Genomic DNA, 14,009 nt, shown 5'->3' with positions numbered 1-14,009 from the left:
TCATCGCCGGTTTGGCCGGCGGCCGGAACTACCGCTCCTGCCGGCGCTCGCGCACCGGGGCCGGGCGGCCCGCCTCGCGCAGGGCGATCTCACGGGTGTCGAGCGTGCCCATGCGCGCCTGGTCCTTGAGCTCCAGGAAACGCAACTCGTAGGGCGCGCCGTAGCCGGCCGGCAGCTTGTCCGGGCCGAAGGCCAGGTCGAGCTTGCGCTGGCCCGGGTCGAGCCAGTTGGCCGAGTGCGCCACCGCCACCGGCTCGGCCAGGCCCGAGGGCCCGGTGGCGAACAGGGTGGCGCGCACTTCGTAGCGGCCCGGGGCCGCCACCTGCACCGGCAGGCTGAAGCGTAGCGCCGCAGGCTCGAAGGCGTAGCCGCCGCCCAGCTTGGCGGTGGGGCGGCTGACTTCGATGGCGGTGCGGGCGTCGCGCTGCACCAGGCCACCCGCGGCCTGGCCGCCGGCGAACAGCTGCACTTCCCACAGGCCCGGCGCCGGGTCGGCGTCGAGCGGCAGCCGGGCCGTGGCCTTTTCACCGGCGAACACCAGCGGGTAGGCCTGGCCCGAGGGCGAGACCAGCTGGCCTTCCATCTGGCCACCGCCGACCTTCGCTTCGCCCTGGCGCAGCTGGGCCGCGACTTCGACCACGTCGCCCGCCAGCAGGCGGCCGCGCTGGGCCTGGGCCTTGAGCACGACGTCGCTGTTGGGCTCGTACACATGCACCAGGTAGCGGCCGCCGGCCTTGGGCATCTGCAGCTGGAAGCGGCCCTGGCCGAGCCGCTCGTCGAGCTGCACGATGGCCGAACCGTCCGGCACGTCCATGCCGGCTTCCTGCAGTTGCTTGGCGTTGGCGCGCTGCTGGAACGAACGCGGCTCGTCGATCAGACGGCCATCCTTGAACACGCGCAGCTCCGCCGGCTCGACGGCGCCGGATTTCTCCATGGCCACCGGGCTGATGCGGATGAGCGCTCCGGGCGCGGTGGTGTCGATGGCGACACCGGCCTTCATTTCGCCGGCTTCGACCACGGCCCAGTATTCGCGGCTTTCGGCCAGGAAGGGCGCCGGGGTTTCCAGCGCGGCCTTCGGGTCGAGCGCCCAGGCGAAGGACACCGGCTGGCGTTCGAACTCACCGGCGGGCAGGGGCGCGGCCACCAGGCGCGTGGGCGACTGGTCGTTGGCGCCGGGCGGCAAGAGGCTGCCGGCGTTGGCGGTGGAGGCCAGGGCCAGGCCCACCAGGCAGGACATCAGGGTCTTTTTCATGGCTCAGCTCCCCATGTCCGTGCGCAGGATGGTGTCGAGGCCGAAGCAGGCGCGACGGCTCTGGTTGTGGCTCAGCGGTTCGGATCCGCGCATGCGCGCCTTGTCCTGGAACCACACGCTGCCGGCGGCCGACTGGCTGGAGCAGTTGAGGAAGCCGTCGGAGCAGGAATTGAGCCAGTTCTGCGTGGTCTCGAGGCCCACGTTCTCGGCGTAGCCGCCGCAGTAGCTGTCGGAATCCCAGATCGCCGAGTCCACGTCGGTGCCCACGACGCTGCGGAAGGCCTTGGGCAGGGCCGGGCGGCCGCTGGTGCCGTAGAGGTAGTTGGCGTTGTAGCTGGCCATCCAGCTGGTCTGCTGCATGCGCACGGCGTCGTTCTGGTAGCCGAGCAGCCAGCCCAGCGCGCCTTCGAACACGTTGCCGTTGATCACGGCGTCGGCGAGCGGCGTGCCCGCCGAGGACGGCGCCAGCGCGTTCACCCTCACCGTCTTCGCGATGATGTTGGGGTAGCGGCTGTCCCAGGTCGGGTTGCTCATGATCCAGCGCATGACGTTGCCGCCGTTGCTGTGGGTGATCACGATCAGGCGGGTGATGCCCTTGCCGTTGATGAAGGTCGTCAGCTGGCCGGCCAGGCAGCCGGCGGCCGCGCTGTCCCACATGTACTTGGTGAAGTCGCAGTTGATGACGACGTAGTTCGCCGGGTTCGGCAGGCCGCCGCGCACGTTGTTGACGAAGGTGGACGTCCAGTAGTCGGCGGTGGCGTTGGTCTGCTTGCCCGTGCCGTGCACGAAGGCCACGCCGGTGTTCGCGTTGCACACGCTTGAAGCGGCCGCCAGGGCAGCCAAGAGTAGATAGCGCACGATCCCTCCCCAGGAATTCGATGCGTAACGCGGTGTCCCCGTCCTTGCGTCGCCACGTCCGGTGGAAACCGGCGCTCCCCTGCGCCGGCGTATGGGGAGCGACCATGCCCGCCCTGAAGCGTGATGGTCAACACATTTCGATGCTGCAATGCGGCAGCGTATGGCCGTTCAGGCTGAACCGGGTACAGGTGCGCTGTCGGGGTGCCCGGATTGGTAGGGTTGCGCTGTCAGAACTCGAGGTCGAGCGCCGCGCACAGGTAGTCCACCAGCGGCGCCAGGCCGGTGAAGCCGGCCACCACCTGCTGCCGCAGCCGCGGTCCGAGCACGGTGGCGTCGTCCAGGGCTTCGCCGGCGGTGAAGTCCTTGCGCTTGATGTCCTCGATGAGCGGATGGTCGGCGGGGAAACCGCGCGGCGGCCGCACCAGCGATTCGCCCCACATCTCGTAGCGGCGCTTGAACGCGGGCGCCTGCACCGCCTTCTGCCAGCCGGCCGGGTTGTCGGCCAGGAACTCGCGGATGCGCCGCTGCACCGGCGGCTCGGGGTGCCAGATGCCGGCGCCCAGGAAACAGTTGCCCGGCTGCACGTGCAGGTAGAACGAGGGCGCCGGCACCTGCTTGCTGCGGGCGTGGAAAAAACGGGCGCCGCCCCAGGTCTTGTAGGGCGTCTTGTCGTTCGAGAAGCGGGTGTCGCGGTTGATGCGGAACAGCGAGCCGCCGGTGCCGCGCGGGTCGGCGCGGTAGTGCGGGCTGATCGCCAGCAGGTCCGGCGCCAGGTCGGCGATCAGGCGCTGGAAGGGTTCCTTGAGGTGCTGCTCGTACTCGCCGCGATGTTCGTTGAACCACTCGCGGCCGTTGTGGCGCGCCAGGGCGCGCAGGAACTTGAAGGTCTTGTCGCTGAAGTAGGCGCTCATGCCAGGGTTCGCTCCAGGTCGCGCCCCCAGGCTTCCAGGGCGTCCAGCCAGGCTTGCCGGGGGCCGGGTTCGTTGGCCGCGCGCAGCGTGGCGATTTCGGCGTAATACGTCGTGAAGTCGTATTCGCTCAGCGTGGTGCCGGACAGGCGAGTCCGGCGGTAGTCGTCCCAGCGCGTGCGCTCGTCGGCCGACAGGGCTTCGGGCCAGTTGCGCGCCTTGTAGCGGAACAGCAGCTCGGCGAAGCGCGGGTCGTCGAAGCGCGGGCCGTAGCTGTCCAGCTCGGCCGGCGACGCGCTGCGCACGCGCGGGAACAGGCGCTTGTCGGCGTCCGACGGGAAACCGTCGTACAGCGCCGCGTCGGCGTCGGCCGGCTCGCGCGCGGGTTCGGCGGCGAACACCTGGCGCACGCGTTCGGCCAGGCCCGGCGTTTCGCGCAGGGCGGCGGCATTGGCCAGGCAGGCCTCGCGGTCGATGCCAAGGCGTTCGAAATCGGCCTCGCGCAGGTGCGCCAGCGGCAGCAGCACCGGGCACTTGTTGGTGTGCACTTCCTTGAGCGGGATGCGCGATTCGCCTTCGGGCAGCTCGGCGGCCGGGGTGTAGAGGCGGTCGGCGATCTCGTCGGGCGCAAGCGCGCTCCAGCGCGCCGGGTCCTCGTCCAGCCCGCAGACGATCACCCGCGATTCGATGCGCGGGTGCCGGGCGACCGGCGCCACCAGGGCCGCGCAGTGGCGGCTGGCCGGGTAGCGCGAGGAGATGTGCAGCAGCGGCGTCATGTTCGCCACGTCGAGCAGCGCGCCCACCTTGCGCTTGTCGCGCAGGGCGAAGGCGTAGTCCCACAGGCGCGGCTGGGCCGCCTTGAACTTTCGCGCCAGGCCGATCAGGGCGCGCACGTCGCTCAGCGCCTCGTGGGCGTCGCCTTCGCGCACGCCGTTGGCTTCGGCCAGGTGTTCGAGCTTGAAGCTGGGCGCGCCGTCCTCGCGCCTGGGCCATGCCAGGCCCTCGGGGCGAAGCGCCTCGGCCAGGCGCAGCACGTCCAGCAGGTCCCAGCGCGAATTGCCGTTGCGCCATTCGCGCTCGTAGGCGTCGTGGAAGTTGCGGTACAGGCCGAAGCGCACGAACTCGTCGTCGAAGCGGATCGAGTTGTAGCCCACGGCGCAGGTGCCCGGCTGGCTGAGTTCTTCGTGCACGCGGGCCATGAACTCCGCCTCGCGCAAGCCTTCGGCCAGGGCGCGCTGGGGCGTGATGCCGGTGATCATCGTGGCGCCGGGCGAGGGCAGCAGGTCGAGCGCCGGCTGGCAGAACAGGCTGGTGGGCTCGCCGATCGGGTTGAGGTCGAGGTCGGTGCGGATGGCGGCGAACTGCGCGATGCGGGAACGGCGCGGGTCGCGGCCGAAGGTTTCCAGGTCGTACCAGAGCAGGCTGGGCGTCATTCCAGCGGCGCCAGGCGCGCGAGCACCGCGGCGTCGGCGGCGGCCAGGTCCACTTCGTCCAGGCGCGCCAGGCCGCGCGTGGCCTGCACCAGGATCTCGCGCTGCACCTTGCCGCGCTCGAAGGCGGTGGCGTAGGGCGTGCGCAGGAAGCTGACCATCGAATAACGCGGCACGAAGCGGCCCGGGTGGCGGTCGGCCAGCACCCGCTCCAGCGCGCGCTGCAGCAGGAAATCGGCGTCGTCCACGCGGTCGCGCATCTCGATGTAGTTCTCCAGCGCCATGGCCTGGATGGCCTCGGCGTTGGGCCGGCGCTCGGCCTCGAAGGCTTCGAACGCGGCGCCGAAATCGGCGGCTTCGCCGATGTGGCGGTCGAGCGCCACGCAGTCCTCGAAGGCGCAGTTCATGCCCTGGCCGTGGAAGGGCACCATGGCGTGGGCGGCGTCGCCCAGCAGCACGGCGCGGTCGCCCAGGCGCCAGTTCCGAAGCCGCAGCGTACCCAAGCCACCGGTGGGGTTGTTGGTCCAGTCGGCGTCGAAATCGGTGATCAGCGGCAGCGCGTCGGCGAAGTCGCGCTCGAAGAAGGCGCGTGCGGCCTGGAGGTCGGGCAGGGTGGCGAAGCTGGGTTCGCCCTCGTTGGGCAGGAACAGCGTGACCGTGAAGGTGCGCTCGGTGTTGGGCAGGGCGATGCACATGTAGCCGCCGCGCGGCCAGATGTGCAGGGCGTTGCCCTCGATGCGGAAACCGCCGTCGGCCGCCGGCGGGATTTCCAGCTCCTTGTAGCCATGGCCCAGCGGTTCGAAGGATTCGCCCAGCGCCACGTGCGGCGCCATGGCCGCGCGCAGGCCGGAGCCGGCGCCGTCGCAGCCCAGCAGCACGGCGAAGTCGTGCTCGCGGTGCACGCGGTCGTGGTCGTTGGTGAAGCGGGCGCGGCGGGCGTCGAAATCGACGCTTTCCAGCCGCTGGTTGAAGTGCAGGCGCGCGCCGGCGGCTTCGGCGGCGTCGAGCATGGCGATGTTGAGCCGGCCGCGGTGCACCGACCAGATCACCTCGCTGTCGTCGCGGCCGTAGCGCAGCAGCTGCGACTGGCCACCCAGCGGGTGCACCATGCGGCCGCGCATCATCACCGCCTGCGCCATCACCGCGTCCTGCAGGCCGGCCAGGCGCAGCGCGTGCAGGCCCCGTTCGGCCAGCGCCAGGTTGATCGAGCGGCCGCCCTCGTAGCCGCGCGAGCGCGGGTCGGGGCGTTTTTCGAACACGTCCACCGACCAGCCGCGGCGGGCCAGCAGGGTGGCGAGCAGGGCACCGGCGAGGCCGGCGCCGACCAGGCTGAGCGAACCTTGCGGCTTCATGCCACGGCTCCGGCGGGCGCGGCCCAGGCCTCGACCGCGGCGATGAAACGGCGGACGTCGGCGAACTGGTTGTACAGCGGCACCGGCGAAATGCGGATCACGTCGGGTTCGCGCCAGTCGCCGACGATGCCCTGGGCCACCAGGTGTTCGAACAGGGCGCGGCCCTGGTCGCGGCCGCCGCGCACGCGCAGCGAGAGTTGGCAGCCGCGGCGCTCGGGTTCGGCCGGCGTGACGATGTCGAGCACGTCGGGCAGGCGCGCCCGCACCAGCGCCTCGAGGTAGGCGGTGAGCTTTTCCGATTTCTCGCGCAGCGCCGGCAGGCCGGCGCGGCCGAACAGTTCCAGCGACACCCGCAGCGGCGCCAGCGCCAGGATTGGCGGGTTGCTCAGCTGCCAGCCGTCGGCGCCGGGCGTGGGCACGAACTCGGGGCCCATCTTGAAGCGCGTGGCCTGGTCGTGGCCCCACCAGCCGGCGAAACGCGGCAGGTCGGCGCGGGCGTGGCGTTCGTGCACGAAGGCGCCGGCCACCGCGCCGGGGCCGGCGTTGAGGTACTTGTAGCTGCACCAGGCGGCGAAATCGGCGCCGCTGTCGTGCAGGGCCAGCGGCAGGTTGCCGGCCGCGTGGGCCAGGTCGAAACCCACCCGGCAGCCGCGCGCGTGCGCCAGCCGGGTGATGGCCGCCAGGTCGAAGGCCTGGCCGGTGCGGTACTGCACGCCCGGCCACAGCACCAGCGCGATGCGGTGCCCGTGTTCGCCCAGCACGCGGTCGATGGCGGCCAGCGAAATGGTGCCGTTGGGTTCGTCGGGCTCGAGCTCGATCAGGTCGCGGGCCGGGTCGAAGCCGTGGAAACGGATCTGCGTGGCCACCGCGTGGCGGTCCGAGGGAAACGCACCGGCTTCGATCAGGATGGCGGGGCGCTCGGCCGTGGGCCGGTAGAAGCTCACCATCAGCAGGTGCAGGTTGGCGGTGAGCGAGTTCATCGCCACCACTTCCGAGGGCAGGGCGCCGGCGATGTGCGCCAGGCCGTCGCGCACCTCGTTATGGTAGGGCATCCACGGGTGGCGGCCGTGGAAATGCGCCTCCACGCCCAGCGCGGCCCAGTCGTCGAGCTCCTGCAGCAGCGCGTCGCGCACGCCGCGCGGCTGCAGGCCAAGCGAATTGCCGCAGAAATAGGCCTGCTCGCCGTCGCCGTGGCGCGGCAGCAGGAACTGGTCGCGGAAGTGGCGCAGCGGGTCGGCGGCGTCCAGGGCTTCGGCCGGGACCTGGTGCAAGTGCTCGCTCATTCGAACCTCGCGTGGGGCAGGCCGAGCCATTCCAGCGCGGTGCCGTGGTAGAGCCTGGCCTCGTCGGCGGGCGGCAGGCCCAGCGCGGCGATGCCGGCGCCCGGTTCCTGTTCGCCCAGCGGGAAGGGGTAGTCGGTGCCCAGCATCACCCGCGGCACGCCGACGGTGTCGAGCAGGTAGCGCAGGGCGCGGTTGTCCGCGACCCAGCTGTCGAAATACAGCTGGTCGAGGTACTTGCGCGGGTTGTGCGGGTTGTCGGTGGCCACCAGGTCGGGGCGCATGTTGAAGCCGTGTTCGATGCGGCCGATGGTGTAGGGGAAGCTGCCGCCGCCGTGGGCCAGGCAGACTTTCAGGCGCGGGAAGCGTTCGAGCACGCCGCCGAAGATCAGCGCGCAGGCGGCGCGGCTCTGTTCGGCCGGCATGCCCACCAGCCAGGGCATCCAGTACTTGGGCATGGACTCGGCGCCCATCATGTCCCAGGGGTGCACCAGGATGGCCGCGCCCAGGTCCTGCGCGGCCTCGAAGAAGGGCTGCAATTCGGGCGCGTCGAGGTTCCATTCGCCGATGTGCGAACCGATCTGCACGCCCTGCAGGCCCAGCTGCTCCATGCATCGCTCGAGCTCCTGGATGGCCAGGCGCGGCGACTGCATGGGCACCGTGCCGATGCCGGCGTAGTGGCGGCGGTGTTCGCGGCAGGCCTCGGCCATGTGGTCGTTGAGCGCCTGGTGCAGCTCCAGCGCATGCTGCGCCTTGGCCCAGTAGCTGAACATCACCGGCACCGTGCTGATCACCTGCACCTGCACGCCGAACTTGGCGTAGTCGGCGATGCGTTCGCGCGGGTCCCAGGTCTTGGACCAGATTTCGCGGAAGAACTTGCCGTCCTTGTAGATGCGCGCCCGGCCGTCCTCGTGGTGGATCACCGGGAAGCGGGCGTCGCCGTACTTCTCGGCCAGGTTCGGCCAGGTGCGGGGCAGGTAGTGCGCGTGGGTGTCGATCTTGAGCATGGCGCCATTCTAGCCCGCGCCGCTCAGGCGCCCAGCCAGCCCGCGAAGGCCGCGTAGGCAGGAATGCCCAGCGCCAGGTTGAAGGGGAAGGTCAGGCCCAGCGCGGCGGTGATGCAGCGGCCGGTGTCGGCTTCGGGCAACGAGGCCCGCACCGAGGCCGGCGCGGCGATGTAGGACGCGCTGGCGAGCATGGCGCCGAACACCGTGGCGCCCGCCTGGCCCAACCCGAGCGCGTGGCCGATGCCCACGCCGGCCAGGCCGTGCACGATGGGCAGCGCCGTGGCGTACACCAGCAGCCGGCCCATGCCGCGGCCCAGCTGGCGCAGCTGGCCGGCGGCCACCAGGCCCATGTCGAGCATGAACAGCATGAGCATGCCCTGGAACAGCTGGAAGTACATGGCGTCCACCGCCTGCACGCCCGACTTTCCGGCGATGGCGCCGATGGCCAGGCCGCCCAGCAGCAGCACCGCGGTGCGGCCCGTGAGCACTTCGCGCACCTGCGGCCAGCTCGGCCGCCCGCCGCCGCGGGCCAGGCCGATGCCGAGCAGGATGGCCGGGATTTCCAGCGCCACCACCAGGGCCACCAGCACTTCCACCGGCTGGCCGCCGGTGCGTTCCACGAACTGCTGCGCGGCGATGAAGGTGACCGCCGACACCGAGCCGTAGTGCGCGGCCAACGCGCCGGCCTGCAGGGGCACGTCGCGCAGCCAGGCCCGGGCGACCAGGTAGGCCGAGGCGGCCGTGGCCACGCCGGCCAGCACGGTCACGGCCAGCAGCAGGGCCAGGTTGTCGGGCGGGTCCTGGCGCAGGGCCACTCCGCCCTTGAGGCCAATGGCCAGCAGCAGGAACAGCGACAGGTAGGCCTGGATGGCCGGCGGGATTTCCAGGTCGCTGCGCAGCGTGCGCGCCACCAGGCCCAGGCCGAAGGCCAGGACCACGGGGGAGAGCAGGTTGGCGGCCAGAAGTTCGGTCGCGATCGACATGGCTCAGCCCGCGTCGTACTTCGCGGGCGCCGGGTTCACGTGGCCGCAGGCCTTGCAGGTGCGGTGCTCGCGCGAACGGTAGAAACGGTCGAACACGGCGTGGAACTGGTTCTCGATGTCCACCAGCTCGAAGTACTCGGAATAGAGCGGGTGGTTGCAGTCCTCGCAGTACCAGAGCAGGCCGTCCTTCTCGCCGGCGCGGCGCTTGCGCTCGATCACCAGGCCGATGCCGCCCGCCATCCGCTGCGGCGAATGCGGCACGCAGGGCGGCAGGTAAAAGACTTCGCCCGCCTTGATGGGGATGTCGCGCACCTTGCCGCCTTCCTGCACCTTCAGCACCATCTCGCCCTCGAGCTGGTGGAAGAACTCGGGGCCTTCCTCGACGTGGAAGTCGGTGCGCTCGTTCGGGCCGCCGACGACCATCACGATGAAGTCGCCGTCGACGATGCACTTGTTGCCGACCGGCGGCTTGAGCAGGTGCCGGTGTTCGTCGATCCACTGCTGCAGGTTGAAGGCGGGGGTGAGCATGTCAGCGGGCCTCCGGGAAAGCCGCCACGCATTTCAGTTCGATCGCGATCGGCGTGGGCAGGGCGGTGATGCCCAGCGTGGTGCGGCAGGGCGCCTTGTTGATGTCGGGGAAATACTCGGCCCAGACGGCATTGTAGGCCTGGAAATCGCGCTGCATGTCGGTGAGGTAGACGGTGACGTCCACCAGCCAGTCCCAGCGGCACTGGCTGGCCTCGAGCACGGCGCGCACGTTGGCGAACACCGAATGGCACTGGGTGACGATGTCGTAGTCGATCAGCCGGCCGGCGGCGTTGTAGACGTTGCCGGGGATGGCGTTGCTGCCCGGCGTGCGCGGGCCGATGCCGGACAGGAACAGCAGCTGGCCGACGCGGCGGGCATGCGGGTACAGGCCCACCGGGCGCGGCGCGGTGTCGGTGCGGATGATGTCGCTCATGCTTCGTCCTTGAGCTTGCCGCGGATGTGGGTCATGGCCAGGTCGTAGGCCTGCGGCAGTTCCTCGGGCGAATCCACGCCCATGCCCAGCTCGCGCACGCGGCCGTCGAGCAGGGAATACACCCAGGCGTGCACGCTCAGCTTCTGGCCGCGCGCCCAGGCGTCCTGCACGATGGTGGTCTGGCAGACGTTCACCACCTGCTCGACCACGTTCAGCTCGCAAAGGCGTGCGTGCCGCAGTGATTCGAATTCGACCTCGGCCAGCATCGGCGCATGCTTGCGGGCCACGTCGCCGACGTGGCACAGCCAGTTGTCGGCCAGGCCCACGCGGGTGCCGGTGAGCGCGGCATGCACGCCGCCGCAGCCGTAGTGGCCCACCACCAGGATGTGTTCGACCTTGAGCACGTCGACGGCGAACTGGATGGTGCTCAGGCAGTTGAGGTCGGTGTGCACGACCACGTTGGCGACGTTGCGGTGCACGAACACTTCGCCCGGCTGCAGGCCGGTGATCTGGTTGGCCGGCACGCGCGAATCCGAGCAGCCGATCCACAGGTACTTGGGCGACTGCAGCTGCGACAGCCGCTTGAAGAACTGCGGGTCCTCGGCGCGCACTTTCGCCGCCCATTCCCGGTTCTTGTCGAGCAGTTCCTTCAGGGGCATCGGTTCATCCCAGGTCGATGGTGACGTTCTTGGCCTCGGTGAAGAAGCGCATGGCTTCCTGGCCACCCTCGCGGCCGATGCCGGACTGCTTCACGCCGCCGAAGGGCGTGCGCAGGTCGCGGTTCATCCAGGTGTTGACCCAGACCACGCCGGCCTCGATGGCGCCGGCGAGGCGGTGCGCGCGGCCCAGGTTCCCGGTCCAGACGCTGGCGGCCAGGCCGTAGGGCGCGGCGTTGGCCAGCGCCAGCGCTTCCTCGTCGGTGTCGAAGGGCTGCAGCGTGACCACGGGGCCGAAGATTTCCTCGGTGTTGGTGCGGCACTGCGGGCCCAGGCCTTCGATGACGGTGGGCGCGACGAACCAGCCGTCGGCGCAGCGGCCCGCGGGTTTCACCGCCTCGCCGCCGCAAAGCACGCGGCCGCCTTCGGCGCGGGCGAGTTCGATGCAGCCCATCACCTTGTCGAAGTGCGGCTTCGAGACCACCGGGCCGACCTGGGTGGCCGGGTCGGTGGGGTCGCCCACCACCAGGGCGCGGGCGCGCGCCACCAGGGCGTCGCGGAATTCGTCGTAATACGCGCGCTCGACCAGGATGCGCGAGCCGCACAGGCAGATCTGCCCGGAGTTCAGGAAGGCCGAGCGCTGCACGGTGTCGAGCAGTTTTTCGCGCGGGGCGTCGGCGAACACCAGGGTGGGGTTCTTGCCGCCCAGCTCCAGCGACACCTTCTTCAGCGAACGCGCGCAGCTTTCGGCGATGCGCGTGCCCACCGCGGTGCTGCCGGTGAAGCTGACGGCCTTGACGCCCGGGTGGTCCACGAGCGCCTGGCCGACGCGGGCGCCGTGGCCCTGCACGATGTTGAACACGCCGGCGGGGAAGCCGATCTCGCGGGCCAGTTCGCCCAGCATCCAGGCCGTCACCGGCGTCACTTCCGACGGCTTGCCGACCACGGTGTTGCCGGCGGCCAGCGCAGGCGCGAACTTCCAGGTGAACAGGTAGAGCGGCAGGTTCCAGGGGCTGATGCAGGCCACCACGCCCAGCGGCTGGCGCAGGGTGTAGTGCACCACGCCGGGCGCGGCGTGCGATTCGCTGGCGAACTGGGTGGCGGCCGCGGCGAAGAAGCGCAGGTTGGTGACGGCGCGCGGGATGTCGAGGTTGCGGGCCAGGGACAGCGGCTTGCCGACGTCGCGGGATTCGGCGGCGGCGAAATCGTCCAGGCGCGCTTCCAGGGCGTCGGCCAGGCGGTTCATCCAGGCGGCGCGCTCGGCGGCGGGCAGGTTCGACCAGGCGGGGAAGGCGGCCTTGGCGGCGGCCACGGCGGCGTCCACGTCGTCCGCGGTGCCGTCGGGGCACTGCGCCCAGGGCTGGCCGGTGGCGGGTTCGAAGACCTCCAGACAGCCGCCGCCGGAGGCGGAGCGGGCGTCACCGCCGATCAGGTGGCTCAGTCGCAGGCTCATGGGCGCAAGCTTACCCGCGCGCACCTCCGTACGGACAGGTCGGGAAGCGGGAGGGCCCGGGCGCGAAGGCTCAGCGCTGGCAATTCCGGCACCAGTACAGGCGCCGGCTGCCGAGTTCCTGCCGCACCACCACGTCGCCGCAGCGCGGGCAGGGTTCGCCCTCGCGGTCGAAGACCTGGAAGCGGAAGCCGGCGGGCGTGTCGGTGAGGTAGTCGCTCTTCATGCCCGCGGCGGGTTCGATGCCGCGGGTGCGGTAGCTGGCGCGGGGTACGTCGAGCAGGGCCTTGGCCAGCCGCTTGCGTTCGGCCGCGCCGAGCTCCGAAGGCCGCCGCTCCGGGGCGATGCCGGCCACGAACAGCACCTCCGAGCGCAGGTAGTTGCCCATGCCGGCCAGGAAGGCCTGGTCGAGCAGCAGCGCCACCAGCGAATGCCCGGCGAAGCGCGGGTCCTGCAGGCGTTTGGCCACGGCGGCGGCGGTGAGCGTGGCATCGAGCACGTCGGGGCCGAGCTTGGCCAGGAAGGGGTGGCGCGCCAGCTCGGCGGTCTTCCACAGGGCCACGTCCGAGGCCGAATACAGCAGGATGGCGCGCTCGTCGGTTTCCAGCGCCACCCGCAGCGAACGCGCGCCTTCGACGGGGCGTTCGCCTGCCGCGGCGATCTTCCACACGCCGTAGAGCTGGTTGTGCGAATACAGGCTCAGGCCGTGGTCGAAGTGGGTGAGCAGGGCCTTGCCGTGCGGTTCGATGGCCGTGATCGTGCGGCCCACCAGACCCTTCTGGTGCGGCTTGAGCGCGGGGAAGTGGAACCAGGCGGCGGCCAGGGGCCGGCCGACCACGGCCTCGGCGAGTCGGTCGGCGGCGCGGCGGATTTCGGGACCTTCGGGCATGTCGCAAGCCTGGCGCGGCGGCCGTGCAGGGCGCGTGTGCGCTTAGCGGCGGACCGGCGGCACCTGCTGCGGCTCGTGGTACTCGAAGCCCAGCGTGCCGCCCTGCCGGCGCGCCACGCGGGCGCCCACCAGCACGGCCGGGCCGGGCTCCTCGAAGAACACCAGCTGCACCACGTCCGCCACGTCCAGCACGCAGCCCTCCGGGCGGAACAGGCCGCAGCCGCCTTCGGAAAGGTCGACCACCTCGCCCAGCCAGGCGTCGTCGCCGCGGATGACCAGGACGCGGGCGGCGAAGGGCACGCGCGGCGCGAAGCGGTGTTCGCTCATGCCCGGGCGCTCAGAGCGACTTCGTCCGCCCGCCGTCTACCGGCAGGTTGACGCCGTTGACGTAGGTCGCGGCCGGCGAGGCCAGGAAGGCGATGGCCGCCGCCACTTCCGACGGTTCGGCGAAGCGGCCGGCCGGCACCGTGGCCAGCATGCCGCGGGCGATCTCCTCCGCCGGCTTGCCGGTGGCCGCCGCGCGTTCGGCCAGGATCTGGTCCAGGCGCTGGGTGCGGGTGTAGCCGGGCAGCACGTTGTTGACGGTGATGCCGAACGGGCCCAGCTCGGCCGACAGCGTCTTGGCCCAGCTGGCCACCGCGCCGCGGATGGTGTTGGAGACGCCCAGGTTCGGGATGGGTTCCTTCACCGAGGTGGAAATGACGTTGACGATGCGGCCCCAGCCCGCCGCCTGCATGCCCGGCAGAACGGCCTGCACCAGCACCTGTCCGGCCAGCAGGTGCTGGCGGAATACCGTGGCGTAGGCCTCGGGCGTGGCGAGGTGGGCGGGGCCGCCCGGCGGGCCGGCGGTGTTGTTGAGCAGCACGTGCACCGGGTGCGCGGCGCACAGGGCGGCCACGGCCACGCCCAGCGCCTCGGTGTCGGCGGCGTCGGCGGCGAGGAAGCCGTGCCGCTGCGCCGCGTGCACGCGCGGAAGCGCCGCG

Annotated in this window: 15 protein-coding genes; all 15 read right to left on the bottom strand. The window is 71.2% G+C overall.

Annotated elements, in window-relative coordinates; translation table 11 throughout:
• Positions 1-28: 28 nt before the first annotated feature.
• A complete protein-coding gene (locus N790_RS04405; RefSeq protein ID WP_052385680.1) occupies positions 29-1,252 on the bottom strand; it encodes a DUF4785 domain-containing protein in 1,224 nt (407 codons plus the stop codon).
• 3 nt (positions 1,253-1,255) lie between these two features.
• Positions 1,256-2,113 carry a hypothetical protein gene (locus N790_RS04400; RefSeq protein WP_043801275.1) on the bottom strand — a complete coding sequence of 286 codons (858 nt, stop codon included), beginning with the start codon at positions 2,111-2,113 and terminating at the stop codon, positions 1,256-1,258.
• Between the two features lie 224 nt (positions 2,114-2,337).
• Complete coding sequence (locus N790_RS04395) at positions 2,338-3,021, bottom strand: DUF2461 domain-containing protein (protein ID WP_043801274.1); 684 nt, start codon at positions 3,019-3,021, stop codon at positions 2,338-2,340.
• Positions 3,018-4,451 carry an exodeoxyribonuclease I gene (sbcB, locus tag N790_RS04390; protein ID WP_043801271.1) on the bottom strand — a complete coding sequence of 478 codons (1,434 nt, stop codon included), beginning with the start codon at positions 4,449-4,451 and terminating at the stop codon, positions 3,018-3,020. Before sbcB ends, N790_RS04395 begins: the two co-directional genes overlap by 4 nt.
• A complete protein-coding gene (locus tag N790_RS04385; RefSeq protein WP_043801269.1) occupies positions 4,448-5,800 on the bottom strand; it encodes an FAD-dependent oxidoreductase in 1,353 nt (450 codons plus the stop codon). The genes sbcB and N790_RS04385 overlap by 4 nt, the downstream gene beginning before the upstream one ends.
• Positions 5,797-7,083, bottom strand: a complete 1,287-nt coding sequence (gene kynU, locus N790_RS04380) for a kynureninase (protein WP_043801266.1) — start codon at positions 7,081-7,083, stop codon at positions 5,797-5,799. Before kynU ends, N790_RS04385 begins: the two co-directional genes overlap by 4 nt.
• Positions 7,080-8,087 (bottom strand): amidohydrolase family protein, encoded by a 1,008-nt coding sequence (locus tag N790_RS04375; protein WP_043801263.1) that lies wholly within the window; start codon positions 8,085-8,087, stop codon positions 7,080-7,082. The genes kynU and N790_RS04375 overlap by 4 nt, the downstream gene beginning before the upstream one ends.
• A 23-nt stretch (positions 8,088-8,110) precedes the next feature.
• The gene (locus N790_RS04370) at positions 8,111-9,070 is read right to left on the bottom strand and encodes a sodium-dependent bicarbonate transport family permease (protein WP_043801261.1); all 960 of its coding nucleotides are present in this window, start codon (positions 9,068-9,070) and stop codon (positions 8,111-8,113) included.
• A gap of 3 nt (positions 9,071-9,073) precedes the next feature.
• Positions 9,074-9,598 carry a 3-hydroxyanthranilate 3,4-dioxygenase gene (locus tag N790_RS04365; RefSeq protein WP_043801259.1) on the bottom strand — a complete coding sequence of 175 codons (525 nt, stop codon included), beginning with the start codon at positions 9,596-9,598 and terminating at the stop codon, positions 9,074-9,076.
• Position 9,599: 1 nt separating this feature from the next.
• Positions 9,600-10,031, bottom strand: a complete 432-nt coding sequence (locus tag N790_RS04360; RefSeq protein ID WP_043801257.1) for a RidA family protein — start codon at positions 10,029-10,031, stop codon at positions 9,600-9,602.
• Complete coding sequence (can, locus tag N790_RS04355; RefSeq protein ID WP_043801256.1) at positions 10,028-10,690, bottom strand: carbonate dehydratase; 663 nt, start codon at positions 10,688-10,690, stop codon at positions 10,028-10,030. The genes N790_RS04360 and can overlap by 4 nt, the downstream gene beginning before the upstream one ends.
• 4 nt (positions 10,691-10,694) lie before the next feature.
• On the bottom strand, positions 10,695-12,140 hold the full coding sequence (locus tag N790_RS04350; protein WP_043801254.1) for an aldehyde dehydrogenase: 1,446 nt from the start codon (positions 12,138-12,140) through the stop codon (positions 10,695-10,697).
• A 70-nt stretch (positions 12,141-12,210) separates the two neighbouring features.
• The gene (nei, locus tag N790_RS04345; protein WP_043801251.1) at positions 12,211-13,026 is read right to left on the bottom strand and encodes an endonuclease VIII; all 816 of its coding nucleotides are present in this window, start codon (positions 13,024-13,026) and stop codon (positions 12,211-12,213) included.
• Positions 13,027-13,068: 42 nt separating this feature from the next.
• Complete coding sequence (locus N790_RS04340; RefSeq protein WP_043801250.1) at positions 13,069-13,353, bottom strand: PilZ domain-containing protein; 285 nt, start codon at positions 13,351-13,353, stop codon at positions 13,069-13,071.
• 10 nt (positions 13,354-13,363) lie between these two features.
• A partial coding sequence (locus tag N790_RS04335; protein ID WP_043801248.1) for an SDR family oxidoreductase occupies positions 13,364-14,009 on the bottom strand: 646 nt, incomplete at its 5' end.

The organism is Arenimonas malthae CC-JY-1, from assembly GCF_000747075.1.
Lineage (GTDB): Bacteria > Pseudomonadota > Gammaproteobacteria > Xanthomonadales > Xanthomonadaceae > Arenimonas > Arenimonas malthae.
The sequence above is the reverse complement of the archived record's forward strand: the minus strand, read 5'-3'. Positions and strand labels throughout refer to the sequence as shown.

What these genes read in the sequence shown, in the direction of transcription:
- N790_RS04405 (WP_052385680.1), bottom strand. Translation starts at nt 1,252, where the DNA reads ATGAAAAAGACCCTGATGTCCTGCCTGGTGGGCCTGGCCCTGGCCTCC.
- N790_RS04395 (WP_043801274.1), bottom strand. Translation starts at nt 3,021, where the DNA reads ATGAGCGCCTACTTCAGCGACAAGACCTTCAAGTTCCTGCGCGCCCTG.
- sbcB (WP_043801271.1), bottom strand. Translation starts at nt 4,451, where the DNA reads ATGACGCCCAGCCTGCTCTGGTACGACCTGGAAACCTTCGGCCGCGAC.
- N790_RS04385 (WP_043801269.1), bottom strand. Translation starts at nt 5,800, where the DNA reads ATGAAGCCGCAAGGTTCGCTCAGCCTGGTCGGCGCCGGCCTCGCCGGT.
- kynU (WP_043801266.1), bottom strand. Translation starts at nt 7,083, where the DNA reads ATGAGCGAGCACTTGCACCAGGTCCCGGCCGAAGCCCTGGACGCCGCC.
- N790_RS04375 (WP_043801263.1), bottom strand. Translation starts at nt 8,087, where the DNA reads ATGCTCAAGATCGACACCCACGCGCACTACCTGCCCCGCACCTGGCCG.
- N790_RS04370 (WP_043801261.1), bottom strand. Translation starts at nt 9,070, where the DNA reads ATGTCGATCGCGACCGAACTTCTGGCCGCCAACCTGCTCTCCCCCGTG.
- N790_RS04365 (WP_043801259.1), bottom strand. Translation starts at nt 9,598, where the DNA reads ATGCTCACCCCCGCCTTCAACCTGCAGCAGTGGATCGACGAACACCGG.
- N790_RS04360 (WP_043801257.1), bottom strand. Translation starts at nt 10,031, where the DNA reads ATGAGCGACATCATCCGCACCGACACCGCGCCGCGCCCGGTGGGCCTG.
- can (WP_043801256.1), bottom strand. Translation starts at nt 10,690, where the DNA reads ATGCCCCTGAAGGAACTGCTCGACAAGAACCGGGAATGGGCGGCGAAA.
- N790_RS04350 (WP_043801254.1), bottom strand. Translation starts at nt 12,140, where the DNA reads ATGAGCCTGCGACTGAGCCACCTGATCGGCGGTGACGCCCGCTCCGCC.
- nei (WP_043801251.1), bottom strand. Translation starts at nt 13,026, where the DNA reads ATGCCCGAAGGTCCCGAAATCCGCCGCGCCGCCGACCGACTCGCCGAG.
- N790_RS04340 (WP_043801250.1), bottom strand. Translation starts at nt 13,353, where the DNA reads ATGAGCGAACACCGCTTCGCGCCGCGCGTGCCCTTCGCCGCCCGCGTC.